Origin of the sequence: Microcoleus sp. T3_B1, assembly GCF_036700445.1 — a bacterium.
Classification (GTDB): Bacteria; Cyanobacteriota; Cyanobacteriia; order Cyanobacteriales; family Microcoleaceae; genus Microcoleus.
Window position 1 is genome coordinate 12,983 of record NZ_JAUBOX010000044.1, and the last position, 22,413, is coordinate 35,395.

Annotated in this window: 22 protein-coding genes; 10 read left to right on the top strand and 12 right to left on the bottom strand. The window is 46.1% G+C overall.

The window, feature by feature from the left end; genetic code table 11:
- Window positions 1-44 precede the first annotated feature (44 nt).
- The 5 genes from hisA to QT990_RS21815 form a co-directional block, all read right to left on the bottom strand.
- The gene (hisA, locus tag QT990_RS21795; RefSeq protein ID WP_333465741.1) at window positions 45-818 is read right to left on the bottom strand and encodes a 1-(5-phosphoribosyl)-5-[(5-phosphoribosylamino)methylideneamino]imidazole-4-carboxamide isomerase; all 774 of its coding nucleotides are present in this window, start codon (window positions 816-818) and stop codon (window positions 45-47) included.
- 126 nt (window positions 819-944) lie between these two features.
- The gene (locus QT990_RS21800) at window positions 945-1,619 is read right to left on the bottom strand and encodes a TIGR02117 family protein (protein WP_333465742.1); all 675 of its coding nucleotides are present in this window, start codon (window positions 1,617-1,619) and stop codon (window positions 945-947) included.
- A gap of 155 nt (window positions 1,620-1,774) precedes the next feature.
- Entirely contained in the window at window positions 1,775-2,977 is a 1,203-nt protein-coding gene (locus QT990_RS21805; protein ID WP_333465743.1) for a glycoside hydrolase family 10 protein, read from the bottom strand.
- Window positions 2,978-3,108: 131 nt separating this feature from the next.
- The gene (locus QT990_RS21810; protein ID WP_333465744.1) at window positions 3,109-4,242 is read right to left on the bottom strand and encodes a serpin family protein; all 1,134 of its coding nucleotides are present in this window, start codon (window positions 4,240-4,242) and stop codon (window positions 3,109-3,111) included.
- A gap of 113 nt (window positions 4,243-4,355) precedes the next feature.
- Complete coding sequence (locus QT990_RS21815) at window positions 4,356-5,765, bottom strand: amidohydrolase (RefSeq protein WP_333465745.1); 1,410 nt, start codon at window positions 5,763-5,765, stop codon at window positions 4,356-4,358.
- A 212-nt stretch (window positions 5,766-5,977) separates the two neighbouring features.
- On the opposite strand from QT990_RS21815, the gene QT990_RS21820 reads away from it, so the two are divergent.
- The 3 genes from QT990_RS21820 to QT990_RS21830 all read left to right on the top strand — a co-directional run bounded on the left by QT990_RS21820 (window position 5,978) and on the right by QT990_RS21830 (window position 7,811).
- On the top strand, window positions 5,978-6,748 hold the full coding sequence (locus QT990_RS21820; RefSeq protein ID WP_333143851.1) for a cysteine hydrolase family protein: 771 nt from the start codon (window positions 5,978-5,980) through the stop codon (window positions 6,746-6,748).
- A gap of 174 nt (window positions 6,749-6,922) precedes the next feature.
- Window positions 6,923-7,360, top strand: a complete 438-nt coding sequence (locus tag QT990_RS21825; RefSeq protein ID WP_333300749.1) for a cupin domain-containing protein — start codon at window positions 6,923-6,925, stop codon at window positions 7,358-7,360.
- Between the two features lie 103 nt (window positions 7,361-7,463).
- A complete protein-coding gene (locus tag QT990_RS21830) occupies window positions 7,464-7,811 on the top strand; it encodes a DUF952 domain-containing protein (RefSeq protein WP_333102344.1) in 348 nt (115 codons plus the stop codon).
- Window positions 7,812-8,076: 265 nt separating this feature from the next.
- On the opposite strand, the gene QT990_RS21835 is transcribed toward QT990_RS21830, so the two are convergent.
- Window positions 8,077-9,333 (bottom strand): CCA tRNA nucleotidyltransferase, encoded by a 1,257-nt coding sequence (locus QT990_RS21835; protein ID WP_333143872.1) that lies wholly within the window; start codon window positions 9,331-9,333, stop codon window positions 8,077-8,079.
- 107 nt (window positions 9,334-9,440) lie between these two features.
- Here QT990_RS21835 and QT990_RS21840 point away from each other — a divergent pair, with 107 nt between their 5' ends.
- Complete coding sequence (locus QT990_RS21840; RefSeq protein ID WP_333143853.1) at window positions 9,441-9,689, top strand: Ycf34 family protein; 249 nt, start codon at window positions 9,441-9,443, stop codon at window positions 9,687-9,689.
- Window positions 9,690-9,767: 78 nt separating this feature from the next.
- Here QT990_RS21840 and QT990_RS21845 read toward each other — a convergent pair whose 3' ends face one another.
- Entirely contained in the window at window positions 9,768-9,953 is a 186-nt protein-coding gene (locus QT990_RS21845) for a hypothetical protein (protein ID WP_333143854.1), read from the bottom strand.
- 45 nt (window positions 9,954-9,998) lie between these two features.
- Here QT990_RS21845 and QT990_RS21850 point away from each other — a divergent pair, with 45 nt between their 5' ends.
- Window positions 9,999-11,711: a serine/threonine-protein kinase gene (locus QT990_RS21850; RefSeq protein WP_333465746.1), complete on the top strand. Its 1,713-nt coding sequence runs from the start codon at window positions 9,999-10,001 to the stop codon at window positions 11,709-11,711.
- A 2-nt stretch (window positions 11,712-11,713) separates the two neighbouring features.
- The gene (gene tsaB / locus QT990_RS21855; protein ID WP_333465747.1) at window positions 11,714-12,613 is read left to right on the top strand and encodes a tRNA (adenosine(37)-N6)-threonylcarbamoyltransferase complex dimerization subunit type 1 TsaB; all 900 of its coding nucleotides are present in this window, start codon (window positions 11,714-11,716) and stop codon (window positions 12,611-12,613) included.
- A gap of 43 nt (window positions 12,614-12,656) precedes the next feature.
- On the opposite strand, the gene QT990_RS21860 is transcribed toward tsaB, so the two are convergent.
- Window positions 12,657-12,920, bottom strand: coding sequence for a hypothetical protein (locus QT990_RS21860; protein ID WP_006632632.1), 264 nt, complete (start codon window positions 12,918-12,920; stop codon window positions 12,657-12,659).
- Window positions 12,921-13,071: 151 nt separating this feature from the next.
- Here QT990_RS21860 and QT990_RS21865 point away from each other — a divergent pair, with 151 nt between their 5' ends.
- Window positions 13,072-16,491, top strand: a complete 3,420-nt coding sequence (locus QT990_RS21865) for a CHAT domain-containing protein (protein ID WP_445305446.1) — start codon at window positions 13,072-13,074, stop codon at window positions 16,489-16,491.
- Between the two features lie 277 nt (window positions 16,492-16,768).
- On the opposite strand, the gene QT990_RS21870 is transcribed toward QT990_RS21865, so the two are convergent.
- Window positions 16,769-17,128 carry a hypothetical protein gene (locus QT990_RS21870; protein ID WP_333143858.1) on the bottom strand — a complete coding sequence of 120 codons (360 nt, stop codon included), beginning with the start codon at window positions 17,126-17,128 and terminating at the stop codon, window positions 16,769-16,771.
- Window positions 17,129-17,186: 58 nt separating this feature from the next.
- On the opposite strand from QT990_RS21870, the gene QT990_RS21875 reads away from it, so the two are divergent.
- The 3 genes from QT990_RS21875 (at window position 17,187) to QT990_RS21885 (ending at window position 18,890) form a co-directional block, all read left to right on the top strand.
- Window positions 17,187-17,576: a transposase family protein gene (locus QT990_RS21875; protein ID WP_333143859.1), complete on the top strand. Its 390-nt coding sequence runs from the start codon at window positions 17,187-17,189 to the stop codon at window positions 17,574-17,576.
- A gap of 192 nt (window positions 17,577-17,768) precedes the next feature.
- The gene (locus tag QT990_RS21880) at window positions 17,769-18,344 is read left to right on the top strand and encodes a transposase (protein WP_333143860.1); all 576 of its coding nucleotides are present in this window, start codon (window positions 17,769-17,771) and stop codon (window positions 18,342-18,344) included.
- A gap of 246 nt (window positions 18,345-18,590) precedes the next feature.
- Window positions 18,591-18,890, top strand: a complete 300-nt coding sequence (locus QT990_RS21885) for a DUF7734 family protein (protein WP_190743481.1) — start codon at window positions 18,591-18,593, stop codon at window positions 18,888-18,890.
- Window positions 18,891-18,982: 92 nt separating this feature from the next.
- Here QT990_RS21885 and atpC read toward each other — a convergent pair whose 3' ends face one another.
- From atpC to QT990_RS21900, 3 genes are all read right to left on the bottom strand, one after another.
- A complete protein-coding gene (gene atpC, locus QT990_RS21890) occupies window positions 18,983-19,390 on the bottom strand; it encodes an ATP synthase F1 subunit epsilon (protein WP_333058306.1) in 408 nt (135 codons plus the stop codon).
- Window positions 19,391-19,566: 176 nt separating this feature from the next.
- The gene (gene atpD / locus QT990_RS21895) at window positions 19,567-21,024 is read right to left on the bottom strand and encodes a F0F1 ATP synthase subunit beta (protein ID WP_333203196.1); all 1,458 of its coding nucleotides are present in this window, start codon (window positions 21,022-21,024) and stop codon (window positions 19,567-19,569) included.
- Between the two features lie 126 nt (window positions 21,025-21,150).
- A complete protein-coding gene (locus QT990_RS21900) occupies window positions 21,151-21,951 on the bottom strand; it encodes a PEP-CTERM sorting domain-containing protein (RefSeq protein ID WP_333411896.1) in 801 nt (266 codons plus the stop codon).
- Between the last annotated feature and the right edge of the window lie 462 nt (window positions 21,952-22,413).

Here is a 22,413-nt window from a genome sequence, read left to right on the forward strand (position 1 = left end):
TGAGCCAGAGGCGGGTGTACTTCATAAATGTGGAATTTGCTGTATCAAGCAAAGCTTGAAGAACCCAAATCTGGCGGTACATCCTGCCACCGCCCTTGCCCGACTGCTTGAATTGCTTCTTTTAGCAAGATATCGCCGGTATAAATTGCCCTACCGACGATCGCACTTTTGACACCAATTGGTTCCAAAGCCAGCAAACTCAACAAATCGGCGATCGAACTAACGCCACCGGAAGCAATCACCGGAATCGAAATAGCGTTAGCAATTTCGCGCAAAGATTCCAAATTCGGCCCTTCCATAGTACCGTCGCGGTGAATGTCGGTGTAAATAATTTCAGCCGCCCCTAACTCGGCCATTTTTTGCGCCAATTCTGTTGCTAAAACTTCCGAAGTTTCTAGCCAGCCTCTAGTAGCAACTTTACCATTTCTGGCGTCGATGCCGACCAGAATTCGATCGGGAAATTCGGCGCACAATTCGCCGACTAATTGCGGTTGTTCGACGGCGACAGTGCCGAGAATGACGCGCCGCACGCCTAAATTGAGGATACCAGCAACGGAGGCGCGATCGCGCATTCCCCCACCTACTTGACAGGGAACGTCTACTGATCGGACGATCGCTTCAATGGCTGCTTGGTTGACTGGATGACCTGCTTTGGCGCCGTCGAGGTCTACTAAATGCAGCATGGTTGCGCCTTCATTTACCCACTCTCTGGCGACTGCGACGGGGTTGTCGTTAAAAGTTTGAGACTTCGCGTAGTCTCCCTGATACAATCTGACGCATTTTCCATCCAATAAGTCGATCGCTGGAATTACATTCATAATATTTGGGAATGGGGAATTGGGCATCGGGCATGGGGCATGGGGCATCGGCCAAACAGGGCATTAGGAATTGGGAAGAGTTTATTTTTGTTCCTTCTTCCTTCTTCACATCGATCCTCTTCCTTCTTATATACATTCGCAGCCGCTATTTAAATGAAACATAACCGCAGAAGAAAGCGTTGACCATAAAGGAGTATTGACATCAGCTTTTTGCAAAGCTTCTGCCGTCCAGTCGTTGCAAGTTCTCAAAATAGAGTAGCTGCCATTTGCTTCATAAAAACTATCACTGTTGTGGTAGCCATAACTAATTTTTATTTTATTACCTCCTGCGTCTAGTTGGAATGAATTTTTAATGAAATTCACAATGTTTAGATAATTAGACCCGCTAAGTTTAACACATTTTGTTTCTTTATTTTGTGGCCAAACCCGATAACCTTGTACTTGCACCGTAGACGGAGTAGGGAGAAATAGCGCCTTGAAAGCTGTAACTGGGTTGATACTTCCTGATGTGGGAGTTTCCAACATAAAAGCTCTATCTCCCCAGCCAAAAGACAAATATTGATAATCAGAAGTGGCATCCCGCCCTATTTCTGTTAGCGGTAAAAATTGATTCCAGTCAAAAGATTCATTTTTAACTGGAACAATGATTTCGGTGTGGATGCCTTGGTTGGAAATGTATAGAGAGATTGTGCAATCTGCTTGCGAGTAATTTCCCCATTTTCGGGGAGTGAGATAGCCAATTGTTAGGAAAGCGCTTAAAAATAAGATGACAATTCCTAAGCGCTGTATGCTTTTTCTCATTTTAAGCGTGGGTTTCAAATGGGAGCATCTCATATTTGTAAAAACACTTCTTCTGGCTCCTTTCTTCTTCCTTCTGACTCTTTTCTCCTGACTCCTGACTCCTAACTCCTAACTCCAATTTTGGGCTTGGCTGCTTTCATTGAGATGCTCCCGTTTCAAATTCGACCTTCGGATGGGGGGCGCTGCATCTTTGTGGGAAAGAATTCTTGCAAGGCATAATTGCGCTGTTCGGGGGTTTCCCTCGCCCAATTCGACAAACTTTCGTAGAAAAAGAACGAGACGCCGGCGAAATCTCTTTTTCGCACTTCTTGCACTTGTTCTTGAATTTGTTTGAGGGGCACGGAATTATTTTTAAGACCAGTCAAAATGCCGATCGCAGTTGGAATGTTAAGTTTAGCCAATTTAACTTCTTCCCGTTCCAGTTCGGCACTAAAACGCTTGATATCGCTGCGATAAACCTGCAACACAATTTCGTCGATGTAGCCGCGTCTTTCCCAGGTAAACCAGTCCTGCAAGTGGGCGGGTAAAGCAAAGTGAAAAGGGTTGGGAGATAAGCTGACAATACATTTTTCTTTGCGGGATTTGATGGCGCGGGAAACTCTGCCCACGAAGTCGTTAATTTTGTCAGCGCGCCAGCGCACCCAGAAGGTTTCGCGGGGGTCGTCGGAGGGAGGACTTTTGATTTGTTCCTGATACATTGACACTGTTAATGGCTCGTAGCCAAATTCTACTGGCAAGCCGAAATGGTCGTCAAATTGAATGCCATCTATATCATAATTATCGACAACTTCTAGGATTAAATCTAAGATAAATTGCTGCACTTGGGGATGAAAGGGATTCAGCCAAACTCGATCGTGTTTGCCTTCTTTCCAAATAGTTGAACCATCGCGCCGCTGCGCCAGCCAGTCGGGGTGAAGTGTGGCTAATTCCGATTCGGCGGGAGCCATGAAACCAAACTCAAACCAGGGGATTACTGCTATACCTTTTTGGCGGGATTGTGCTATAATTTCTTTGAGGATGTCTCGGTCTTTCAATCCGGGCGATGGGTCGATCGCCTGTCCGAATACTCGTTGGGCTGCAGCACTCGGATAAAGCGTATACCCTCCTTGCCAAACCGTGGGATAGATGGTATTGAAATTGAGTTGATCGAGTCGATTTACAGCGTCAATGATGTTGTTGCGGGAGAAAATAACGTCGCTGTCAATGTTCGTCAGCCAGACGCCGCGCAATTCGGTTGTTGGGGTTTGGGGGCGGGTTTGAGCTAATAGACGCGGGGATAATATGGCGGAGGAGGTAAGGGCGATCGTAAAAACAACTATTAAAGCCAGTATCCGCTGCCATTTGTGCAGTTTAATCATCAATTTGTCGCAAATATGATTATTTTTAGACTGATATTTTACCGTATAATTAGCTTGGTAGGGTGCGCCAGCGAGGGTTATTTTATTAAAAGGCGATCGAACATTTCCTGACGCACCTAATAATTTTGATATTATTGGGGGTCAAAGATGGTACCCATAAATAATATTGTTCCTGTAGTATCGTCTTGAATGGCACAAAAGAATGGACGGTTTACATTCATTAGAAAAGGCAAACTTCTGAATAACTCGATGGAAGTCACTGCGGCTGCTTCTGTACCTTCTTCGTTCACTTCGACAAATGTTTTGTGTTTTACTGAAGCTACTGCTACGTTGTCATCAGTCATCGGAGAAAAGTCGGCTTTTGAGATTTCAAAAATTCCTGCCATTCCCAAAGCTATGAGTGTGCTTTTGAGTTCAACTTTATACTCCATTGTGAAGCGGGGTATTTCAATTATACAATTTATTTCTCTAAATTCTTGCATCCATTTATTCCAGTTTTCGGCTGTTAATTGCTGCAAAAAAGTTTCCAAGTTGCTATTGAGCCTGGGCATAAAAATATACATACTCAGAGAACCTTCTTTGCTGTAAGGTAAACTAACTGCTTCAAATTTGTCTGTTTCGTAGTACCCATAAATGCCTGTCTGAGACATCATCGGATGCTGTTTTGAACTGCCGTCGCTTAAAGAAAAAGTTTTGTTGGCAGTTTGAGATTTATCAAAGGGCGTTTGCCAGTTGCCTTTGAAATAAATTGCGTTAATCAAAAACAAGACTTGAGCAGGGCTAATTTCCTCGACTATTTGATCAATTTTTCCTTGAGTTTTTTGGCTCACCCAGTTGTTAATGATGCTGGGAGCTTGCGGATTCGTAAAATCTAGTTCGGTAAGATTAGCTTTGTAGTATTCTTGATTTGTTTGCTGAAATTCGGGTTTTAATGAGAAGCCTTGTTTCGCCCAAAGCGAGTTGGCTATTGATACTTGGACATTGGGGTCAACTTTCTGCAAACTATTTTGCAAAGCTTGATTTGCTGCGTTGATTTCTTGGGGAGTCATTCCCGTTAATTCGAGAGCTTTTGTCATTTCTTGTTTGGTTTCTCCGCTGACTCCGTTGTATGCCATTGACAGTGCGAGGGCGACAGAAGTAGGGGAAATAAAGATATTTTGATTCGGCTGTTGTTTGGTGAGGGTGTTGAACAAGTTAAAACCAAATTTGGTATTAGCTGCAACAAGTCTGGCGTCTACATTTATCTGGTTGTTAGGGGGTGTCATGGCTAGAAGTTCTGAGTGATTGGGATGTGGGAGGTGGATGGCGTTAATTTTTAGTGGCGGCGCTAATTATGTGATTCAACCGGACATGATATCATATTCTATTGGTTAATTTTTTAAGAATAACCTTGCAGTTTCATAACTTGGCGGTAGTGCGCTTCAATCTCGCTCACCGTTTGCGATTGACGCTTGCTCGTCCACTCGCTGCGATCGAATAATTCCCGCATCAAAGCATCAACATCGATCGTTTTCACCTTACCTTCGGCGACAATTTGTTTGCCGTTTACCCAAACGCTGTCTACCGCATTAGTCGGGCGCCCTAAAATCAGCAAGCCGATCGGATCGGTGCGCGGCAGCAATGATAAACTGGTTAAATCATACAGCACAAAATCTGCTTTTTTCCCGACTGTCAGCGAACCCATTTCATCGGCGAGATTCAAGCCTTGCGATCCTCCCAGGGATGCCATTTCTACAGACTGGCGCGGTGTAATCCATTGGCGGTAATCCAAATCCGTGATATTGTGCAAAATAGAACCAATTTTAATCGCTTCCAGCAAATCTTGAGAGTCATTGCTAGCAGCGCCGTCGCAGCCAAAAGATACGTTAACTCCCGCTTGACGGTATTTCAAAATCGGTGCAATCCCGCTTCCCAGGCGCAAGTTGCTGAGGGGATTGTGTACGACTGTCGCTCCACTTTCGGCCATAATCGCAATGTCGGAATCGTCCAGCCAAACGCAGTGCGCTAAGGAAGTTCGGGGACTCAAATAACCAATTTTTTGCAGGTGCTCGACAGCGCTACAGCCGTATTTTTCGTGAGCTAACTGTTTTTGAGCGGGGGTTTCCAAGAGGTGGGCGTGCCGACAAAGATTGTAGCGATCGCTCAATTCGATGCAGCCTTCAAACAAAGCATCAGAACACAGTTGAATTCCCGTCGGCGCCAATAACATATTAACACCTTTTTCGGGATGTTGAAACTGTTTTATGGCTGTTTCCATTAATTCCAAAGTAGCTTTAGTCGAGCGAATGTAAGCCGCGTGTTCCATGCCGCTATCGCCCGCAGGCATCCCCGCTGTCAGGGATTCATCTTGAATTAACGGCCCGATAAAAGCGCGGATGCCGATTTCTTGATAAGCGCGAACTGCGGCGGCGATTGTCTCTAATTCTTGCCCCGGAATCAAAACTAAATGATCGACTACGCTTGTTCCGCCCGACAGTAATGTTTCTACCGCAGTTCCCAAGGCGCTCAAGTAAACTTGTTCGGGATCGAGAGGTGTAAAATCGTATAATTCGGCAATCCACAACTCCAGCGGCAGAGGGGGAATAATGCCCCGCTGCCACATTTCTGAAGAGTGAGTGTGCGTGTTGACAAAACCGGGTAGCAGCAGCTTATTTTTGCCGTGAATAACTGTTCCCGCAGGTTTTAACTTGGGGGCGATCGCACTTATGCAATTCTCCACCACTTGCACATCTGCGGTTTCATAACCGCTATCAACCGGAATTAAAGCATTTTGAATTGTAAAGCTCATAGATTTACCCTTTTTGTAAATTTACCTTAATTTTTATTTGATGATTCCCCGGCGTTAACATTTGCGATCGCCTGTAATAAAGTTAATAAATCCTAAAGATTATCAAAAAGTTGCCACGGATACTTAATTATTATAACAAAGATTTAAGATATGACAAGTTAGTAACAATCAAATAGTTATAAGATTGAAATTGTTTTTGAGCCAAAATCCATATGAATCCTGATTCTCTCCGCACCTTGGGTGTACCGCCGAATGCTTGGAAAGTTGATGCCAAAATTGCTGATATCACCCGATCGCCGATCGCGCCTCAACCTGTTACCCTGGAAACAGAAACTAAAACCCTGCGTTTGGACTTAGCAAAAGCAGCAATGTTGGTGATAGATATGCAAAACGATTTCTGTCATCCCGACGGTTGGCTAGCACATATTGGCGTAGATGTAACGCCCGCCCGAACTCCAATTAATCCTTTAACAAATTTGCTGCCAGAATTGCGATCGCACGCAGTACCAATTATTTGGATTAACTGGGGGAACCGCCCCGATTTGCTCAATATTAGTGCAGCTTCCCGTCACGTTTACAATCCCACAGGATCCGGCGTAGGTTTGGGAGATCCGCTGCCAAAAAACAACGCACCTGTACTGATGGCAGGGAGTTGGGCGGCGCAGGTTGTCGATGAATTAAAACCCAAACCGGAGGATATTTGCGTTGATAAATATCGGATGAGTGGCTTTTGGGATACTCCTTTAGATAGTATCTTGCGGAACCTCGGCCGAACTACACTTTTCTTTGGAGGAGTAAACGCCGATCAGTGCGTCATGGCTACCCTGCAAGATGCTAATTTCCTCGGTTATGACTGTATTTTAGTCAAAGATTGTACAGCTACGACATCTCCCGATTATTGCTGGCAAGCTACTCTTTATAACGTTAAACAATGTTTTGGCTTTTTGTCGGATTCTCAGGCTATGTTAGAAGCAATTAAATAGTAGTCAGCAATGATTCCTAGAATGAGTGTAGGGGCAATCCCTCCGTGGTTGCCCCTCTTGATTAAGAAACTGAGTAGGCGGGTACGGGGCTGGGCGGGCACGGGGCTGGGCGGGCACGGGGGCACCGCCCCTACGATAATTAACAATTAAACAAAAAAAATGACAAACCACTGCATGATTCCTGTTATAAAGTCTCCGAAAGACTACCAAGCATTTCGGATCAGTCCGGGCGATACTAATAGATTAGCTATCGTCTTCGATCCGGTAATAGCTAATGTTTCATTAACAGTTTGCGTGGAGATTTTCGATGTGGGCGGCAAAACCCCTCCCAACCGCCATCAATTTGCAGTAGAAATGTTTTTTGTACTCAAAGGAACAGGGCAAGCAACCTGCGACGGCAAAACAGTTAGTATTCAACCGGGAGATAGTTTGTTAGTGCCTCCAACAGGCACTCACGTAATTGAGAATACGGGCAGTGAACGTTTGTACGCTTTGTGCATCATGGTGCCGAATGAGGATTTTGTGGAACTAATTCGCAGCGGTACACCAGTCGAGCTCGATGAGGAAGATATGAGAGTTCTTGGGCGATCGGATGTACTCGTATCGTGTTAGGTTTTTAGTAAGGACTTTAATCCTTTAATCTCGTCCTAGGTAGAGCCTTGGAACATATATCTAGATGCTCTGCCTAGCTTCTTTTTTGCAGGTAAAATAATTTATGAGCGTTATATTTCACATTGCTAAAAGCCAACAGTGGGAAGAAGCAAAACACCTTCAATCCTATCGCGGCGATACCCTAGACTCGGAAGGATTTATCCACTGTTCGACACTCCCGCAAGTTGTTAGAACTTCCAACAAATTTTTTGCTGGACAAACAGGATTGCTGTTGTTGTGGATTGACTCGGAAAAAGTGGAAGCAGAAGTTAAGTATGAACCTGCTGCTGGAGATTTTTATCCACACATTTACGGGCCGCTGAATGTTGATGCTGTGTTGAAAGTTATTGAGTTTGAAGCAGGTGCCGATGGCAAGTTTGAATTGCCGGAAGAATTAAGAGATGTTGTTTAATACTCTGATTTTTGACCAGTATCAACTAACTTTTCATGGCGGGCTATAAGCACACCCCACGGGAAAGTTGAATGTTGTGGAACGGGCATCTTGCCCGTTCAACTTTTGAGGGGAAAGTTGAATTTTTGAGGGAAAAGTTGAATTTTTGAGAAGAAAGTTGAATTTTTGAGGGCGGGCTAGAAGCCCAACCCCTACTCCCCACAATACAATTAAGTGTCTTGTGGAACGGGCATCTTGCCCGTTATGATTGCTGCAATATATCAATTTAAATTGACTGATTAACCAACTCTGCCGCCAATTTCAGCGCATCTTCGCGAGTCGCAATTCTCCCCTCCACCCGCGCTAATTGAATCTCCATTAAAAATTGACCGATGCGTGGACTTCTGGGCAATTTCAAATATTCCATTAAATCATTGCCGCTAACTAATTGTGTGGGATGAGCAATAATATCATCAGCATCCAGATAGCGATTAATTAACAGTGAAATATCCTCAACCGCAACTCCCGCCGCCACCGCCAAAACCGCTAAAACAGGAAATACTATTCCCACATCCCGAAACAAAAAATACTGTTCTCTCAAAGACATTTGGGCGATAGGTTTTGCTTGCAACTTCGGCAAGTATTTCAAAAGCCCGATCGCACTTTTAATCTCCGCATTGCTGTACTTCAACCGCAGCAACTGCGTTTCAGCAATTGTCGGGTCGGAATCGGCCAAAACAGCCAACTTCGCAACCGCCAACAACGGCGTTTTAATCGTATCTCGAATCGATCGCGAAAATTCTCTCCCCAAATCTGGATAAATTGCCGCTAACTTGGCAGCAGACGCATCAATTTTTGTCAAAATATCAAAACGGTCGATCGCACTTTCAAACCAAATCGAAAACAAACCATCTTCCCAACCGCGACAAATCCAAGGAACACCGTTAGGATTGCTCAACAAATAACCTAATTCCGTCCGCACCCGTTCCACCGCTACCCGACTCAACAGCGGCGCCAATTCCCGAATCGCAGATTGAGTTTCAGGTTCGATCGCAAAACCCAACTGCGCCGCTTGACGGTAAGCTCTTAATAACCTTAGCGGATCGTCCTCCAAATTTGACCGCGAAACCATCCGCAGCAAACCCAACCGCAAATCAGTTTGACCATCCAAAGGATCGATGATTTCTCCTGTAAAAGGATTGCAGGCGATCGCATTTATCCGAAAATCTCGGCGCAGCAAATCCCCCTCCAGACTCCCCCCTTCCGCTTGCGCCAAATCCACCGTACCGCCCGCAAACACCACCCGCGCAATTTGGCGTTCCGCATCCAACAAGACAAATCCACCTTTCGTGCGATCGGCAATTTTTCGAGCAGTCTTCACCGCCCGTGTTAGCATGACAAAATCCAAATCAAAATAGTGCGATCGCCTCCCCAGCAGCGCATCCCGCACCGCACCGCCCACCAGATAAGCAGGCGGTGTCAGCAGTTCCAAATCAAACGGCCAAGTATCAGAAGACAATGCAGAGGGCAAACTAATCGGCATCGCAACAAAAATAAACAAACTTACAAACAATTAAGCTCTTGCTACGCTAGATTAACAGAAAGCTCGAAATTCACCAATCTTTTTGAAATGCACAGAGGATATCAAGAATGTGTATTTGTATTAACTGCCACTATGTAGACCGCTGCTTCACCTACCACGCCGTAGAAGAACAGCACGAACAGATTCACCTCACCGAAACACCCGATTTCGACCCCGTAGAACCCACCATCAACGTCAACATCCGTCCCCGCCAAGACGAAATTGAAATGGAATGGGATGTAGTCGGGTGTCAGAGTTTCAAGCAAGAGACCGGCAAATGGGCCGCATTGCGGCCAGGCGAACTCGTCCCCACTTAAGTCATTAGTCATTAGTCATTAGTCATTAGTCATTAGTCAGTAGTCAGTAGTCAGTAGTCAGTAGTCAGTAGTCATTAGTCAGTAGTCATTAGTTATTTGTTGGTTGTTGGTTGCTATTTGTTGTTTTTTATAGGTTTTTTGTGAGTTGTTGGCGATAACAACCAATAACCAATTCCCAATTCCCGATGCCCAATGCCCGATGCCCGATGCCCAATGCCCGATGCCCCATTCCCCATTCCCCATTCCCCATTCCCCATTCCCCATTCCCAATTACAAATCTAAAATCTAAAATCTAAAATCTAAAATCCAATGTGCTATTGCTTAAACCCAACTTGTCAGAATCCGCAAAACCCAGGGGATGCAGAATTGTGCCAAAGTTGCGGCTCCAATTTGTTGTTAACTCTTGACGCAGAAACGCCATCAGCATCTCGCTACCGAACCATAAAGCCGATCGGGCAAGGAGGCTTTGGCCGAACATTTCTAGCAGTTGATGAAACCAAACCCCTGATTTTTTCGCAGTGCGTAATCAAGCAATTTTTGCAGCAAAATACCGCAGCCGAAAAAGCCGCTCAACTATTTCACCAAGAAGCAGCCCAGCTAGAAACCTTGGGAAAACATCCCCAGATTCCCGAATTAATCGCGCATTTTGAACAAGACGGGAGACAGTATTTAGTACAAGAATTTATAGACGGCAAAAACCTAGCCAGAGAATTAGAACAAAAAGGAGCATTCACCGAAACTCAAACTCGGCAAATCCTCAACGATTTATTGCCAGTGCTCCACTTCGTCCACAAATCCAAAGTCATTCACCGCGATATCAAACCCGAAAATATCATTCGCCGCCGGCTAACTCCAGCCCCTTTACCCGCCTTAGAAAATTCCTATCAACCCTCTCCTTTCCAAAAAGATATTGTTTTAGTAGACTTTGGTGCAGCTAAGAAAGTAACAGCAACCGGGTTGCCGCAAACAGGTACAATCATCGGCAGTGCTGCTTATACAGCCCCAGAACAATTGATGGGAAAAGCCGTTTTTGCCAGCGATATCTACAGTTTGGGCGTTACCTGCATTCACTTGCTGACTGAAATTCCTCCCTTCGATTTGTTCGACAGTACAGAGGATTCTTGGGCTTGGCGAAATTATTTGAAGACTGCTGTTAGCGATGATTTCGGCCGCATCCTCGACACCATGCTTCAAAGCGCCACTAATCGGCGCTACAGTTCAGCATCAGCAGTCATCCGGCAATTGAACCCCAAACCGGTGTATTTAGACGCACAACCGGTGCTAGACGCGCCGGAAACGCCCGCAGAACGGGTGCTTACACCTGCGCCCGGTGTGTCGCTTTTCACTCGCCAACAGCAAGCCGAAATTCAGCAAGCTTTGCAAGAGGATCTCGCCCCGTACAATGTTACAATCCAAGTCAGTCAAGCCAAGCAACAGCTCAATATCGTCATCAACAGAACCGAAGACAACCCCGTTTACTATCCGCACTTATCTCAAATAATTGCCACCAGACTCACCGATTTGCAGTTAAATAAAGTCGCAGCCGTGAAGCTGTTGGGAAGACTCAACAATTCTCGTCGCCCGGAGTGGAAGCAAATATTGCAAATCGATCCCAAGATTAAATTGAGAAACAAACTCGTGCGGCTGCAACACAATCAATTACTCAAGAAAGCGGCCTCTGTTACTACCCAAGAATTTTGGCTGCCGAAGTTGAAAACTCAGGATTTTTGGATAGATGCGCTAATGTTTGCCTTAGTTTGGTTTATCTTTGGCTCTCAAATAGTAATTTTTAATTCTTGGTTTGCGCTAATAGTTACGTCGGGTTTTATGACGGTGAAGCATCAAGTTTCGCAACACAAAGAATTTGCCAATAAAAATTTATTTGCAAGTTTAGTAGTTCTGTTTTTGGTGACGGGAGGAATGGGTAATTCCAGGATTTTAAATACGGGAATATTTGGCATTCTTTTGGGTTGCTTAGTTGTGGCTTTGCCCCTGTTTTTTGTTAAGGAAAATTATCAGTAATCGTGAATAGCAATCCCCAAGACGGAACATCTGTTAAAAAATACGGCTTAGCCCTGCACACAGCTAGTCGCGAACTCGGTTTAGCCATCAGCAATTTTGCCGGGGATTCTCGCTGCCAAACTTGGAATTTGGATCGCGATTTAGCAACTCATTTGCATCAGTATTTAGTCGAGTTTATTGGGCCGCAAACTTGGGCGAATTTGGCTTTTATTGCAGTGGCGAAGGGGCCCGGAGGCTTCACGGGGACTCGGATGGGTATGGTGACGGCGCGGACTTTGGCTCAACAGTTGGATATTCCGGTTTTTGCGGTTTCCACTTTGGCGGCTGTCGCTTGGGCGGAACCCCCCCAACCCCCCCTTAGCAAGGGGGGGCTTTTGAGTGCAGAACCTCCCCTTGCTAAGGGGGGGCTTTTGAATACGGAACCCCCCCGCGATTTTGTAGGGGCGGTGCCCCCGTGCCCGCCCCCACCCACAGATGATTTCCTGGGCATTTCAGGCATCGGGGCTCTTCACGAGGGTTTGCCCCTACAAGAAAATGAAACCGCCGTGCCCCAACCAGGGCGGGCACGGGGGCACCGCCCCTACAAGGGGGGGCTTTTGAGAGATGATATCGCGCTGCAAATGCCTGCACAGCGGGGACAATTGTTTGGGGCGGTTTATTCAGTTAACAAAGATTCTGGTTTAACTGAGTTGTTTCCTGAGACGGTGATGACTCCTGAATCTTGGCAAGAAAAGTTGGATGATTGGGGGAATTCTTATCAGTTAATTGAAGTTGGTAGCGAGTTGGGTTCGTCGGTTTCTAGTGTGTTGGAATTGGCTTATTTGGAGTGGCAAATGGGAAGTCGTCCTGATTGGTCGGATGCTTTGCCTTTTTACGGTCAACATCCGGTTAAGGGACACTGAATATTGGGAATAGGGAATTGGTAATTGGTAATTGGTAAATTGTTTATTTAAGGGCGATACAAACTTCCAGGCAAAAAGTTAATGTTAGGGGGTCTGGGCTTTCGGTTCGCAATCGATCGATCTCAGCTCGATCGCAGCCGCGAGATTCCATAAAATCAAGCATCCAGTTCGTTATGGTAGCAAGATCGATGTATTTTGCTCCGAGACAAACAGGGCAAATTTCTGGGCTGAGGGTACCGGTGCCGCCGCATTCGGGGCAATCCCAATGGCTGGTTAGGGGATCGGGGGTAGTTAGGATGTTGTTCATGCTGGGAAAAAGTACGCGCGGCGTAGCGATCCTGCAGGGAATCGCACCTACTCGTTAACTCTAGCAAAAATGCCGATCGCCCTTACTTCTTCCTGCCTTTACACTAAGCGAGCTAGTGAGTAAGATTGAAGCAAATACAAAAGGGGTGGTTATGTTCGATCGCACTCAATGGGTTTTGGCCGGTATGTCGATCGCACTTTCGATTCAGTTAAGTCAGCCAGTGGCAGCAGCCGTGCCCGTTGGTAAAGTCGTACAAACAGCACAAACTAACAGTAACGAGGCTGCCCAAAAAGCTTTCAAAGAAGGAGTACAACTCTACAATCAAGGAACGGCCCAAGCAAAAAGAAGTGCGATCGCTAAATTTGAACAAGCATTAAAGCTGTTTGGGGCAGTAGGCGATCGCCGTGGGGAAGCTGCCACCCTCACCAACCTCGGGACTGTCTACGCAGGATTGGGAGAAAAACAGAAAGCGCTAGAGTATTACAGTCAGTCGCTTCCACTGTTTCGGGCAGTGGGTGATCGCCGTGGGGAAGCAGTCACCCTCACCAGCATCGGCAGTGTCTACTCAGATTTGGGAGAAAAACAGAAAGCGCTAGAGTATTACAGCCAGTCCCTTCCCCTGATACGGGCCCTCGGCGATCGCGCCAAAGAAGCTACCACCCTCAGCAATATCGCCAGAGTCTACTCAGAATTGGGAGAAAACCAGAAAGCGCTAGAGTATTACAACCAGTCGCTTCCCTTGACACGTGCCGTGGGCGATCGCCAGCAAGAAGCTACCACCCTCGGCAACATCGGCATTGTCTACTCAGCATTGGGAGAAAAACAGAAAGCACTAGAGTATTACAGCCAGTCCCTTCCCCTGTTTCGGGCCCTGGGGGATCGCGGTGGGGAAGCTACCACCCTCAATAACATCGGCAGTGTCTACTCAGATTTGGGAGAGAAACAGAAAGCAAGAGAGTATTACAGCCAGTCCCTTCCCCTATTTCGGGCAGTGGGCGATCGCCAGCAAGAAGCTACCACCCTCGGCAACATCGGCAGTGTCTACTCAGATTTGGGAGAAAACCAGAAAGCGCTAGAGTATTACAACCAGTCGCTTCCCTTGAGACGGGCAGTGGGCGATCGCTTTGGGGAAGCTAGCATCCTCAACAACATGGGCTTAGTCTCCTCACAATTGGAAGAAAAACAGAAAGCACTAGAGTATTACAGCCAGTCGCTTGCGCTCCGACGGGCAGTAGGCGATCGCAGTGGGGAAGCTACCACCCTCGGCAATATCGGCAATGTCTACTCAGAATTGGGAGAACAACAGAAAGCGCTAGAGTATTACAACCAGTCCCTTCGCTTGAGTCGGGCAATCGGCGATCGTTATCGGGAAGGTGGCACCCTCAACAACATCGGCAAAGTCTACTCAGAATTGGGAGAACAACAGAAAGCACTAGAGTATTACAGCCAGTCGCTTCCCCTATTTCGGGCAGTAGGCGATCACCGTGGGGAAGCTACCACCCTCGGCAATATCGGGACTGTCTACTTAGAATTGGGAGAAAAACAGAAAGCGCTAGAGTATTACAGCCAGTCCCTTCCCCTGAGTCGGGCAATCGGCGATCGTCGTGGGGAAGCTGGCACTCTCAACAACATCGGTTTAGTTTACTCACAATTGGGAGAACAACAGAAAGCACTAGAGTATTACAGCCAGTCGCTTCCCCTGTTTCGAGCAGTAGGCAATCGCGGTGGGGAAGCTACCACCCTTCACAACATCGGCCAAGTCTACTCAGATTTGGGAGAACAACAGAAAGCGTTAGAGTATTACAGGCAGTCACTTCCCCTGAGACGGGCAGTAGGCGATGGCAGCGGCGAAGCTATCACCCTTTACAACATGGCTTATACCAAACGCGACCAAAACAATCTTACCGAAGCCCTCAATGACATTGAATCCTCTCTCAAAATCATCGAAAACCTCCGCACCAAAATAGCCAGCCCAGAACTCCGCACCTCATACTTTGCCACAGTACAAAACCGCTACGAATTTTACATAGACCTGTTAATGCAACTGCATAAAACTAATCCTAAATCCGGTTATGATACAAAAGCCTTAGAAGCCAGCGAACGTTCTCGCGCCCGCAGCCTCCTCGAACTTCTCCAAGAAAGTAACACCAACATTCGCGAAGGCATTTCCCCCGATTTACTGCAACAAGAAAAGAGCCTGCAACAGCAACTCAATGCTATTGAAAAGCAGCGCATCGAAGCAATCAGCAGCCCCAACCCCAATCCAACTAAAATCGCTGAAATCGACAAACAGCGCCTCGCACTTTTGCAAGAATATCAGCAAATTCAAACCGGGATTCGTAGCGCTAGCCCCCGCTACGCAGCCCTCACCCAACCCCAACCTTTAACGCTGCCAGAAATTCAGAAACAGATTCTCGATGAAAACACGATTTTATTGCAGTATTCCCTCGGCAAAGACCGTAGTTATTTGTGGGTTGTGACATCAACCGGACTCACGAGCTATGAATTGCCAAAACGCGCTGACATTGAAACAGCAGCAGTGGCTTTCCGCACCGCAGTAACTAGCCCAACCCAAAGAGATATTCCCCAAAAAGTTGCCGAAGCGAGTGCAAATCTAAGTCAATTAATTTTACAGCCCGCAGCAGTCCAATTAGGAAATAAACGCTTATTAATTGTCCCCGACGGCGTGCTGCACTATACTCCTTTTCCAGCTTTAACTCTTCCCCAAACCGCCGGAAAAAATACCAACGTTCCCTTAATTGTCGAACATGAAGTTATCACTCTGCCTTCCGCCTCAAGTCTCGCCATTCTCAGGCAAAATTACGGAGATAGAAAACCGCCCAGCCAAACTTTAGCAATTTTAGCAGATCCTGTTTTCAGTCCAGATGATGAAAGAATTAAAGGCAAAATCACCCAAGCAACGACAGAAAAATTAGAAGCAAACAACATCGGTTTAAATCGCTCGCTTCGCGCTTCTAATCGGGAATGGCCGCCAAAACGCTTACCATTTACCCGCCAAGAAGCCCAAACAATATCCAGCTTATTCCCCTCAGCTTCTAGCCGCCAAATATTTGATCTGGATGCCAGTCGCACTACCGCCACCGATGGAAACTTAGCCAATTATCAAATCGTTCACTTCGCCACCCACGGCCTTGCCAACAGCAAAAATCCCGAACTCTCAGGAATTGTGATGTCGATGGTAGATGACAAGGGCAATCTTGTCAATGGTTTTTTGCGCCTTACGGATATTTTCAACTTGAAACTGTCAGCCAATTTAGTGGTTTTAAGTGCTTGTCAATCGGGCATGGGACAGAATGTTAGAGGCGAAGGAATGGTGGGATTAACAAGGGGTTTTATGTATGCGGGGGCGCAGCGGGTAGCGGTGAGTTTGTGGAGTGTGGATGATGAAGGAACTGCTGTGTTAATGCAAAAGTTTTATCAGAAAATGCTGCAACAAAAGTTAGCGCCGGCGGCAGCTTTGAGGGCGGCACAGATCGAAATGATGCAGCAGGAAAAATGGAAATCTCCCTATTATTGGGCGGCTTTTACTCTTCAGGGCGAGTGGAAATGATATACAGCACTTTGGCTGGTAAGTAAGTACATAGCCCTTGTAGGGACACCGCAATGCCGATTGGTGTCAACAAACACGTTAAACCGATAGTCCGACAATCCGATAGTCCGATAGTCCGATAGTCCGATAGTCCGATAGTCCGACAATCCGACAGTCCGACAATCCGACAATCCGACAGTCCGACAGTCCGACAGTCCGACAGTCCGACAGTCCGACAGTCCGACAGTCCGACAGGGAATGAATTCCCTGTCTAATAGCTAAAGTCCTCCTAAGAAACTCAATCCAAGTGTGGAGTTTTAGCAACTAGCTCAAACCCGAAAGACTGAGCTGTTTTCTCCAGCTTAGAAACGATACGTTGTCGATATTTCTGTTCGTAATAGTCGGCACCTGAATCAGCATAAGCGGTTTTGGTACTCCACAGATGATAGAAGATGCGGGCTAGCTTGTGAGCAGCAGCGGTATTGGCTCCAGCAGCACCCAATCGAGCACGCAGCCGACGATAAAAAGCCCCCAAAGCTGATTGAGAGCGAGATAAAGATTGAGCAGCTAAACGGAAGGCATTGGCAGCCCGATCAACTACTCGACGGGTGTGAGAACTTTTGACCTTACCGCCAGTAATTTTTGTAGAAGGACACAACCCTAACGGCTCTCCTGAGTTTATGGTGTAAAATGTACCTACTAATACATTTACCGTTATGAGCTTCCATCTAGACTATCTATTAGCCTTGCCTGGAGTCAGGGTTGAAACTTGTACTCAAGTTGACGGAAAAATTTTCTTGGGACAGAGTATTCTATCTGAAAGAATTGTTTGTCATCATTGTAAACAATCTACCGAAAAACTGCATCAAAATCGACCAGTTTTAGTAAGAGATTTGTCGGTTTTTGGTCGTCCTGTGTATTTAAAAATCCCACGGCGGCAGTTTTACTGTCCTAGTTGCCAACGGTATCCCACAGAAATAATAGATTTTTTTGACGTTAAAAGACGGCATACTCAACGATACGAACAAAATATTTATGAGCCTGTAAAAAAAAATCGAGTATGGAGCAAATTGGACGAGAAGAAGGACTCAGTTATGACGAAATAAAAGGAATATTTGAGCAGGTAAATAAGAGCAAATAAAAAATTAATTGGAAACTCACTAAACGAATTTCTATCGACGAGATAAGTATGCGAAAAGGTCAAGGGAATTTCGGGACTGTTGTTGGTAACATTTGTGAGGGTAATTTAATTGAGATGATTGATTCTCATCGCTCGGAAGAAATCATTGAGGTCAGAAGTGAAACAGCCGATTGAGGTTCGGAAACAAGTTGAGGAAGTGAGTGTTGATATGTGGGGAGGATTCCCTAAAGTTATCAAAAAAGTATTCCCAAATGCCCTAGTTGTTATCGATCGTTTTCATGTAATGAAAGTAGTTAATAAAGGCTTAAATAAGTTACGTAGAGCAGCAGGAATCACAGATAGGCAAAGTAAATATTTATTATTAAGTAATCGAGCAAATTTAAATCAAGAGCAGATTGATCGATTAGAATTGACACTAGAAAAATCGGAATCTTTGCGAATTGCGTATGAGATGAAAGAAACATTGAGAGAAATATATGAGACTAATTTGACAGTCAAAAAATGGCAGAACAAAATCAAAGAATGGCTAAATCATGCACAAGTATTTTTTAAAGAATCTGCATCAACAATTGAGAATCATTTTGAGGGTATTTGCAACTACTTTCTTCATCGCACCACAAGTGGAGTCATGTCAGGAATTAACAATCGGATTAAGTTGATAATGCGACAAGGGTATGGTTTTTCTAATTTTAATAATTTTAGGAATCGCGTATTAGCTTGCTTTTCTGATTAGATAAACTTATAACCCTAAGTTCAGGAGATCCTTTAAACCAAGTCTTTTTGTGGCTCATGAAATATCGGATAAGTAGGTTTGACCTGATTAAATTTGTTTATTATTTTTAGAACAATTATATAATGGGCGCTTACTTCCTGCTGTTAAAAAAGGTTGAATTAAGAATAAAAGATTGGCTCGCTGTCCCTGAAATTAGCCACAAAATTAAGCTATATTATAGCAGATTTCAGGAAAGTGAGATTTGCTATGGCTGACTCTATTGCTCGTCGCTTGGAACAATACACGGTAAAACGATCGCACGAAGTTTTAATCGTCAAGGCCGAAATTGACGGCGAATTCGATGAAATTGCTATTTTTAAAGGCTTTTCTAGCTCTTTGACGCGATCGACCGCTTTCGATCCAGAGGTTCCTGTTTTGCCGGAGGAAGCAAAAATAGTCAGTGTCGATCGCGTGGAGAGTCCCTACAATCCAAATAACCCCCGCTATCTTCAGCAGGGGTTATCTTGGGAAACAATGCAATCTCTATTGTCCGAGGCCGGAGTTTAGCTCTCGCATTAGGGACACAACGCGAGAAAAACAGCAGGGACACAACATTGTTGCGTCCCTACTACAAAAGCACTATGTCCTTACCCTGAGAGCTAGAGCGTGCCGCCGGCAGCTTGGAAACGAGCTCTCGCGCGTTTGATTGCTTGCTTAGCTTGAATTTGCTCTTGCAAAGTGCCGGTAGTAGCCTTTTGCAAACGAGCTTCTGCTTCGGTGTAAGCAGTACGAGCAGCTTCTTTATCAATGGTTTCGCCTTTTTCAGCGCCGTTGACAAGAATAGTAACTTTGTTTTCTTGGATTTCTGCAAAGCCGCCCATCAGAGCAATAGACACCCATTCCTTACCGGGACGGACGCGCATCACTCCAGTATCCAAAGCTGTCAACATTGGAGCGTGACCGCTCAAGATACCCAGTTGGCCTGTGGTGCTCGGCAGAATTACTTCTTCAGCATTAGAATCCCAAACAGTTTTGTCTGGGGCCACTACGCGCACAGTTAATGTCATAAATTGTCAGTTGTCAGTTGTCGGTTGTCAGTTGTCAGTTGTCAGTTGTCAGTTGTCAGTTGTCAGTTGTCAGTTGTCAGTTATCAGTTGTCAGTTGTTACCAATAACCAATAACTAATAACCAATAACTAATAACTACTGACTAATGACTACTGACTACTGACTACTGACTAAAATTACTTGGCGTCAGCTTTCATTTTTTCAGCTTTGGCGATCGCCTCGTTGATATCGCCCACCAAATAGAAAGCTTGTTCCGGTAATTCGTCAAGTTCGCCCGCCAAAATCATCTGGAAGCCCTTAATGGTGTCTGCCAACTTGACGTACTTGCCGGGGGAACCCGTGAACACTTCAGCCACAAAGAAGGGTTGGGACAAGAACCGTTCAATTTTGCGAGCGCGAGAAACGGTCAAGCGGTCATCTTCGGACAGCTCATCCAAGCCCAAAATTGCAATAATGTCTTGCAATTCCTTATAGCGTTGCAGAGTAGACTGCACCTGACGAGCAACACCATAGTGCTCTTCGCCGACAACGCTAACTTGCAACATCGTAGACGTAGAATCCAGCGGGTCAACAGCCGGATAAATCCCCTTCGCAGCCAAACCGCGAGACAACACAGTTGTAGCGTCCAAGTGAGCAAAAGTCGTAGCCGGTGCGGGGTCAGTCAAGTCATCCGCAGGTACGTACACAGCTTGAACCGAAGTAATCGAACCTTCGGTAGTCGAAGTAATCCGTTCTTGCAAGTCGCCCATGTCTGTACCGAGAGTCGGCTGATATCCCACAGCCGAAGGCATCCGACCCAACAGAGCCGATACCTCAGAGCCCGCTTGCACGAACCGGAAGATATTGTCAATGAACAGCAGCACGTCTTGCTTGCTGACATCACGGAAGTATTCGGCCATCGCCAGAGCCGACAGGCCCACGCGCATCCGAGCACCAGGCGGCTCGTTCATTTGACCGTAAACCAGAGCAATTTTTGATTTGCTGCGGTCTTCTTCGTTAATAACCCCCGACTCGATCATTTCTTTGTAGAGGTCATTACCTTCGCGGGTGCGCTCGCCCACACCACCGAACACGGACACGCCGCCGTGAGCCTTGGCGATGTTGTTCACGAGTTCCATCATAATCACGGTTTTGCCGACGCCTGCGCCGCCAAACAAACCGATTTTGCCGCCGCGACGGTAGGGGGCCAGCAGGTCAATCACCTTGATCCCAGTTTCAAACACCGAAGGCTTGGTTTCCAGTTCGGTGAAAGCCGGCGGGTTGCGGTGGATGGGCATACTTTCGGAAGTATTGACCGGGCCGAGGTTGTCTACGGGTTGACCGATGACGTTAAAAATCCGGCCGAGAGTTGGGATGCCGACGGGAACTTGGATTGCTTCCCCGGTATCTACTACTTCCATGCCGCGCACCAAGCCGTCGGTGGTACTCATGGAAACGGCGCGCACTTGGCTGTCTCCGAGCAGTTGTTGAACTTCGCAGGTAACGGCAACGTCTTGACCTGCTTCGTTTTTGCCGGAAATCGTGAGAGCGTTATAGATTTGGGGCAGTTTGCCGCCTGGGAATTTTACGTCTACAACCGGCCCAATGATTTGGGTGATGTAGCCTACGTTCGTTTTTGTTGCGGTGGATACCATGAATAGTGCCTTTGTTAGGATGCTATTTTTCCCGTTATGGAAAAAGTCTTAACATTTAGAAATGCTATTTCTCAGAGTACCACTGAACAGACGCACTATTTAGATTTGTATGGGGCTGGTTAAGAGTCATTTTTCTTGTTGCTGCCCTCGCTTTTTTTTCCTGCGAGCTGCTGCCAAAGCCCCGACCCCCAGCATTGTGCCGAATACTGTGACTGGTTCGGGGACTAACTCAGCCGACAGGCTAAAGTTTTGAAAGTCAACGTCATTTCCTTTGCTGCCATCGTCAAAGGAAATCTTTGTACCCTTAGCGAGTTGTTCTGTTGTCGCAGATTGAAACTGCTCTGGGCCCTTGCCATCGTTGACGGTGCTAAATGGATTGCTGGATTTGTAGTTGAGATCAAAGTCGCCAAACACGGCTTGCTGGCATCCAGTTGTCAGACATTCAATTCTGCTGAATTTGGTGTCGGCGGCGAACCAGAGGCTGCTGTTCATAAAGGTGCTGCTGGAGACGTATTGCTCGAAGGGCTTGCCAGTGCCGGTGTCGCTCCAAAGCAGGAGGGCGTAAATTTGATCTTTGAGAAAGGTGAAGCTTTGGGTAATTTTGCCGTCTGGGGATGTGACAGCGTTGCCGAAGGTTCCTTCTCCCTTGTTGGCGGAGCCGTTATCTGAGGGTTTAATTTCGTTAAACAGACTGGATATGTTGGTGTAGCCATTGTTTTGTGGCTCAGCTTGGGCCACCCACAAGCTGGATTGGTATAGTCCCTGAGATTTGTCGAATGTAAAATTGATGCTGGTGTCTCGATCGAACTGGATGCCGCTCGTGCCAAACATGAAAGCTCGGACGGGCGTGCAGATGCTGAGCAACATTGTGGTTGCCAAGCTGGCGACTGTAAAAGATGTTTTTTTGACTAGCGTTAAGGTAGTCATAACCCTGATTCCTCCAGTATTGTTAGGTAGTAAGGCCCAAAATGCCCTAAATGCCATGTTGCCGTGACGCGAATAGACGATCGCGAGCCTGCGATATTTAGGACGATCGTCAAACCTAAAGAAGAGGCTCCACACCAGTAAATCTACATACAGATATTACTTAAGGGTGTTTTGGAGTAAATGAGTGCTTCTTCTAAGAGTTTTCACTGACACCAGATTGACACAGTTTAATCTGTAAGAGCAAGATTTTCATCCTGCCTAGACTTCCAACCTACTACATTTACTTGGTTTCGGTAACGGTCTAAAGTTGAGTGCAAGACTTGCAAATATTGGCTTTCCTCAAAAATACATAAAAATTTTAATCGAGCTTTATAAAGTTTTGGTAAAGATCCTCCAAAAAATATAAAGTTTTTGAGAGAAATTCGGCTGTTGGGTTCGTTGCTCCTCAAAGCGCGCTGCCAA

Excerpts from the sequence above, each read along its gene's own strand:
- QT990_RS21860 (WP_006632632.1), bottom strand. The coding sequence starts at position 12,920 with ATGAACAACATCCTAACTACCCCCGATCCCCTAACCAGCCATTGGGAT.
- QT990_RS21900 (WP_333411896.1), bottom strand. The coding sequence starts at position 21,951 with ATGACTACCTTAACGCTAGTCAAAAAAACATCTTTTACAGTCGCCAGC.
- QT990_RS21810 (WP_333465744.1), bottom strand. The coding sequence starts at position 4,242 with ATGACACCCCCTAACAACCAGATAAATGTAGACGCCAGACTTGTTGCA.
- hisA (WP_333465741.1), bottom strand. The coding sequence starts at position 818 with ATGAATGTAATTCCAGCGATCGACTTATTGGATGGAAAATGCGTCAGA.
- QT990_RS21800 (WP_333465742.1), bottom strand. The coding sequence starts at position 1,619 with ATGAGAAAAAGCATACAGCGCTTAGGAATTGTCATCTTATTTTTAAGC.
- QT990_RS21840 (WP_333143853.1), top strand. The coding sequence starts at position 9,441 with ATGTGTATTTGTATTAACTGCCACTATGTAGACCGCTGCTTCACCTAC.
- QT990_RS21845 (WP_333143854.1), bottom strand. The coding sequence starts at position 9,953 with ATGGGGAATGGGGAATGGGGAATGGGGAATGGGGAATGGGGCATCGGG.
- QT990_RS21865 (WP_445305446.1), top strand. The coding sequence starts at position 13,072 with ATGTTCGATCGCACTCAATGGGTTTTGGCCGGTATGTCGATCGCACTT.
- QT990_RS21805 (WP_333465743.1), bottom strand. The coding sequence starts at position 2,977 with ATGATTAAACTGCACAAATGGCAGCGGATACTGGCTTTAATAGTTGTT.
- QT990_RS21830 (WP_333102344.1), top strand. The coding sequence starts at position 7,464 with ATGAGCGTTATATTTCACATTGCTAAAAGCCAACAGTGGGAAGAAGCA.
- QT990_RS21825 (WP_333300749.1), top strand. The coding sequence starts at position 6,923 with ATGATTCCTGTTATAAAGTCTCCGAAAGACTACCAAGCATTTCGGATC.
- QT990_RS21885 (WP_190743481.1), top strand. The coding sequence starts at position 18,591 with ATGGCTGACTCTATTGCTCGTCGCTTGGAACAATACACGGTAAAACGA.
- QT990_RS21820 (WP_333143851.1), top strand. The coding sequence starts at position 5,978 with ATGAATCCTGATTCTCTCCGCACCTTGGGTGTACCGCCGAATGCTTGG.
- QT990_RS21815 (WP_333465745.1), bottom strand. The coding sequence starts at position 5,765 with ATGAGCTTTACAATTCAAAATGCTTTAATTCCGGTTGATAGCGGTTAT.
- atpC (WP_333058306.1), bottom strand. The coding sequence starts at position 19,390 with ATGACATTAACTGTGCGCGTAGTGGCCCCAGACAAAACTGTTTGGGAT.
- QT990_RS21875 (WP_333143859.1), top strand. The coding sequence starts at position 17,187 with ATGAGCTTCCATCTAGACTATCTATTAGCCTTGCCTGGAGTCAGGGTT.
- QT990_RS21835 (WP_333143872.1), bottom strand. The coding sequence starts at position 9,333 with ATGCCGATTAGTTTGCCCTCTGCATTGTCTTCTGATACTTGGCCGTTT.
- QT990_RS21850 (WP_333465746.1), top strand. The coding sequence starts at position 9,999 with ATGTGCTATTGCTTAAACCCAACTTGTCAGAATCCGCAAAACCCAGGG.
- atpD (WP_333203196.1), bottom strand. The coding sequence starts at position 21,024 with ATGGTATCCACCGCAACAAAAACGAACGTAGGCTACATCACCCAAATC.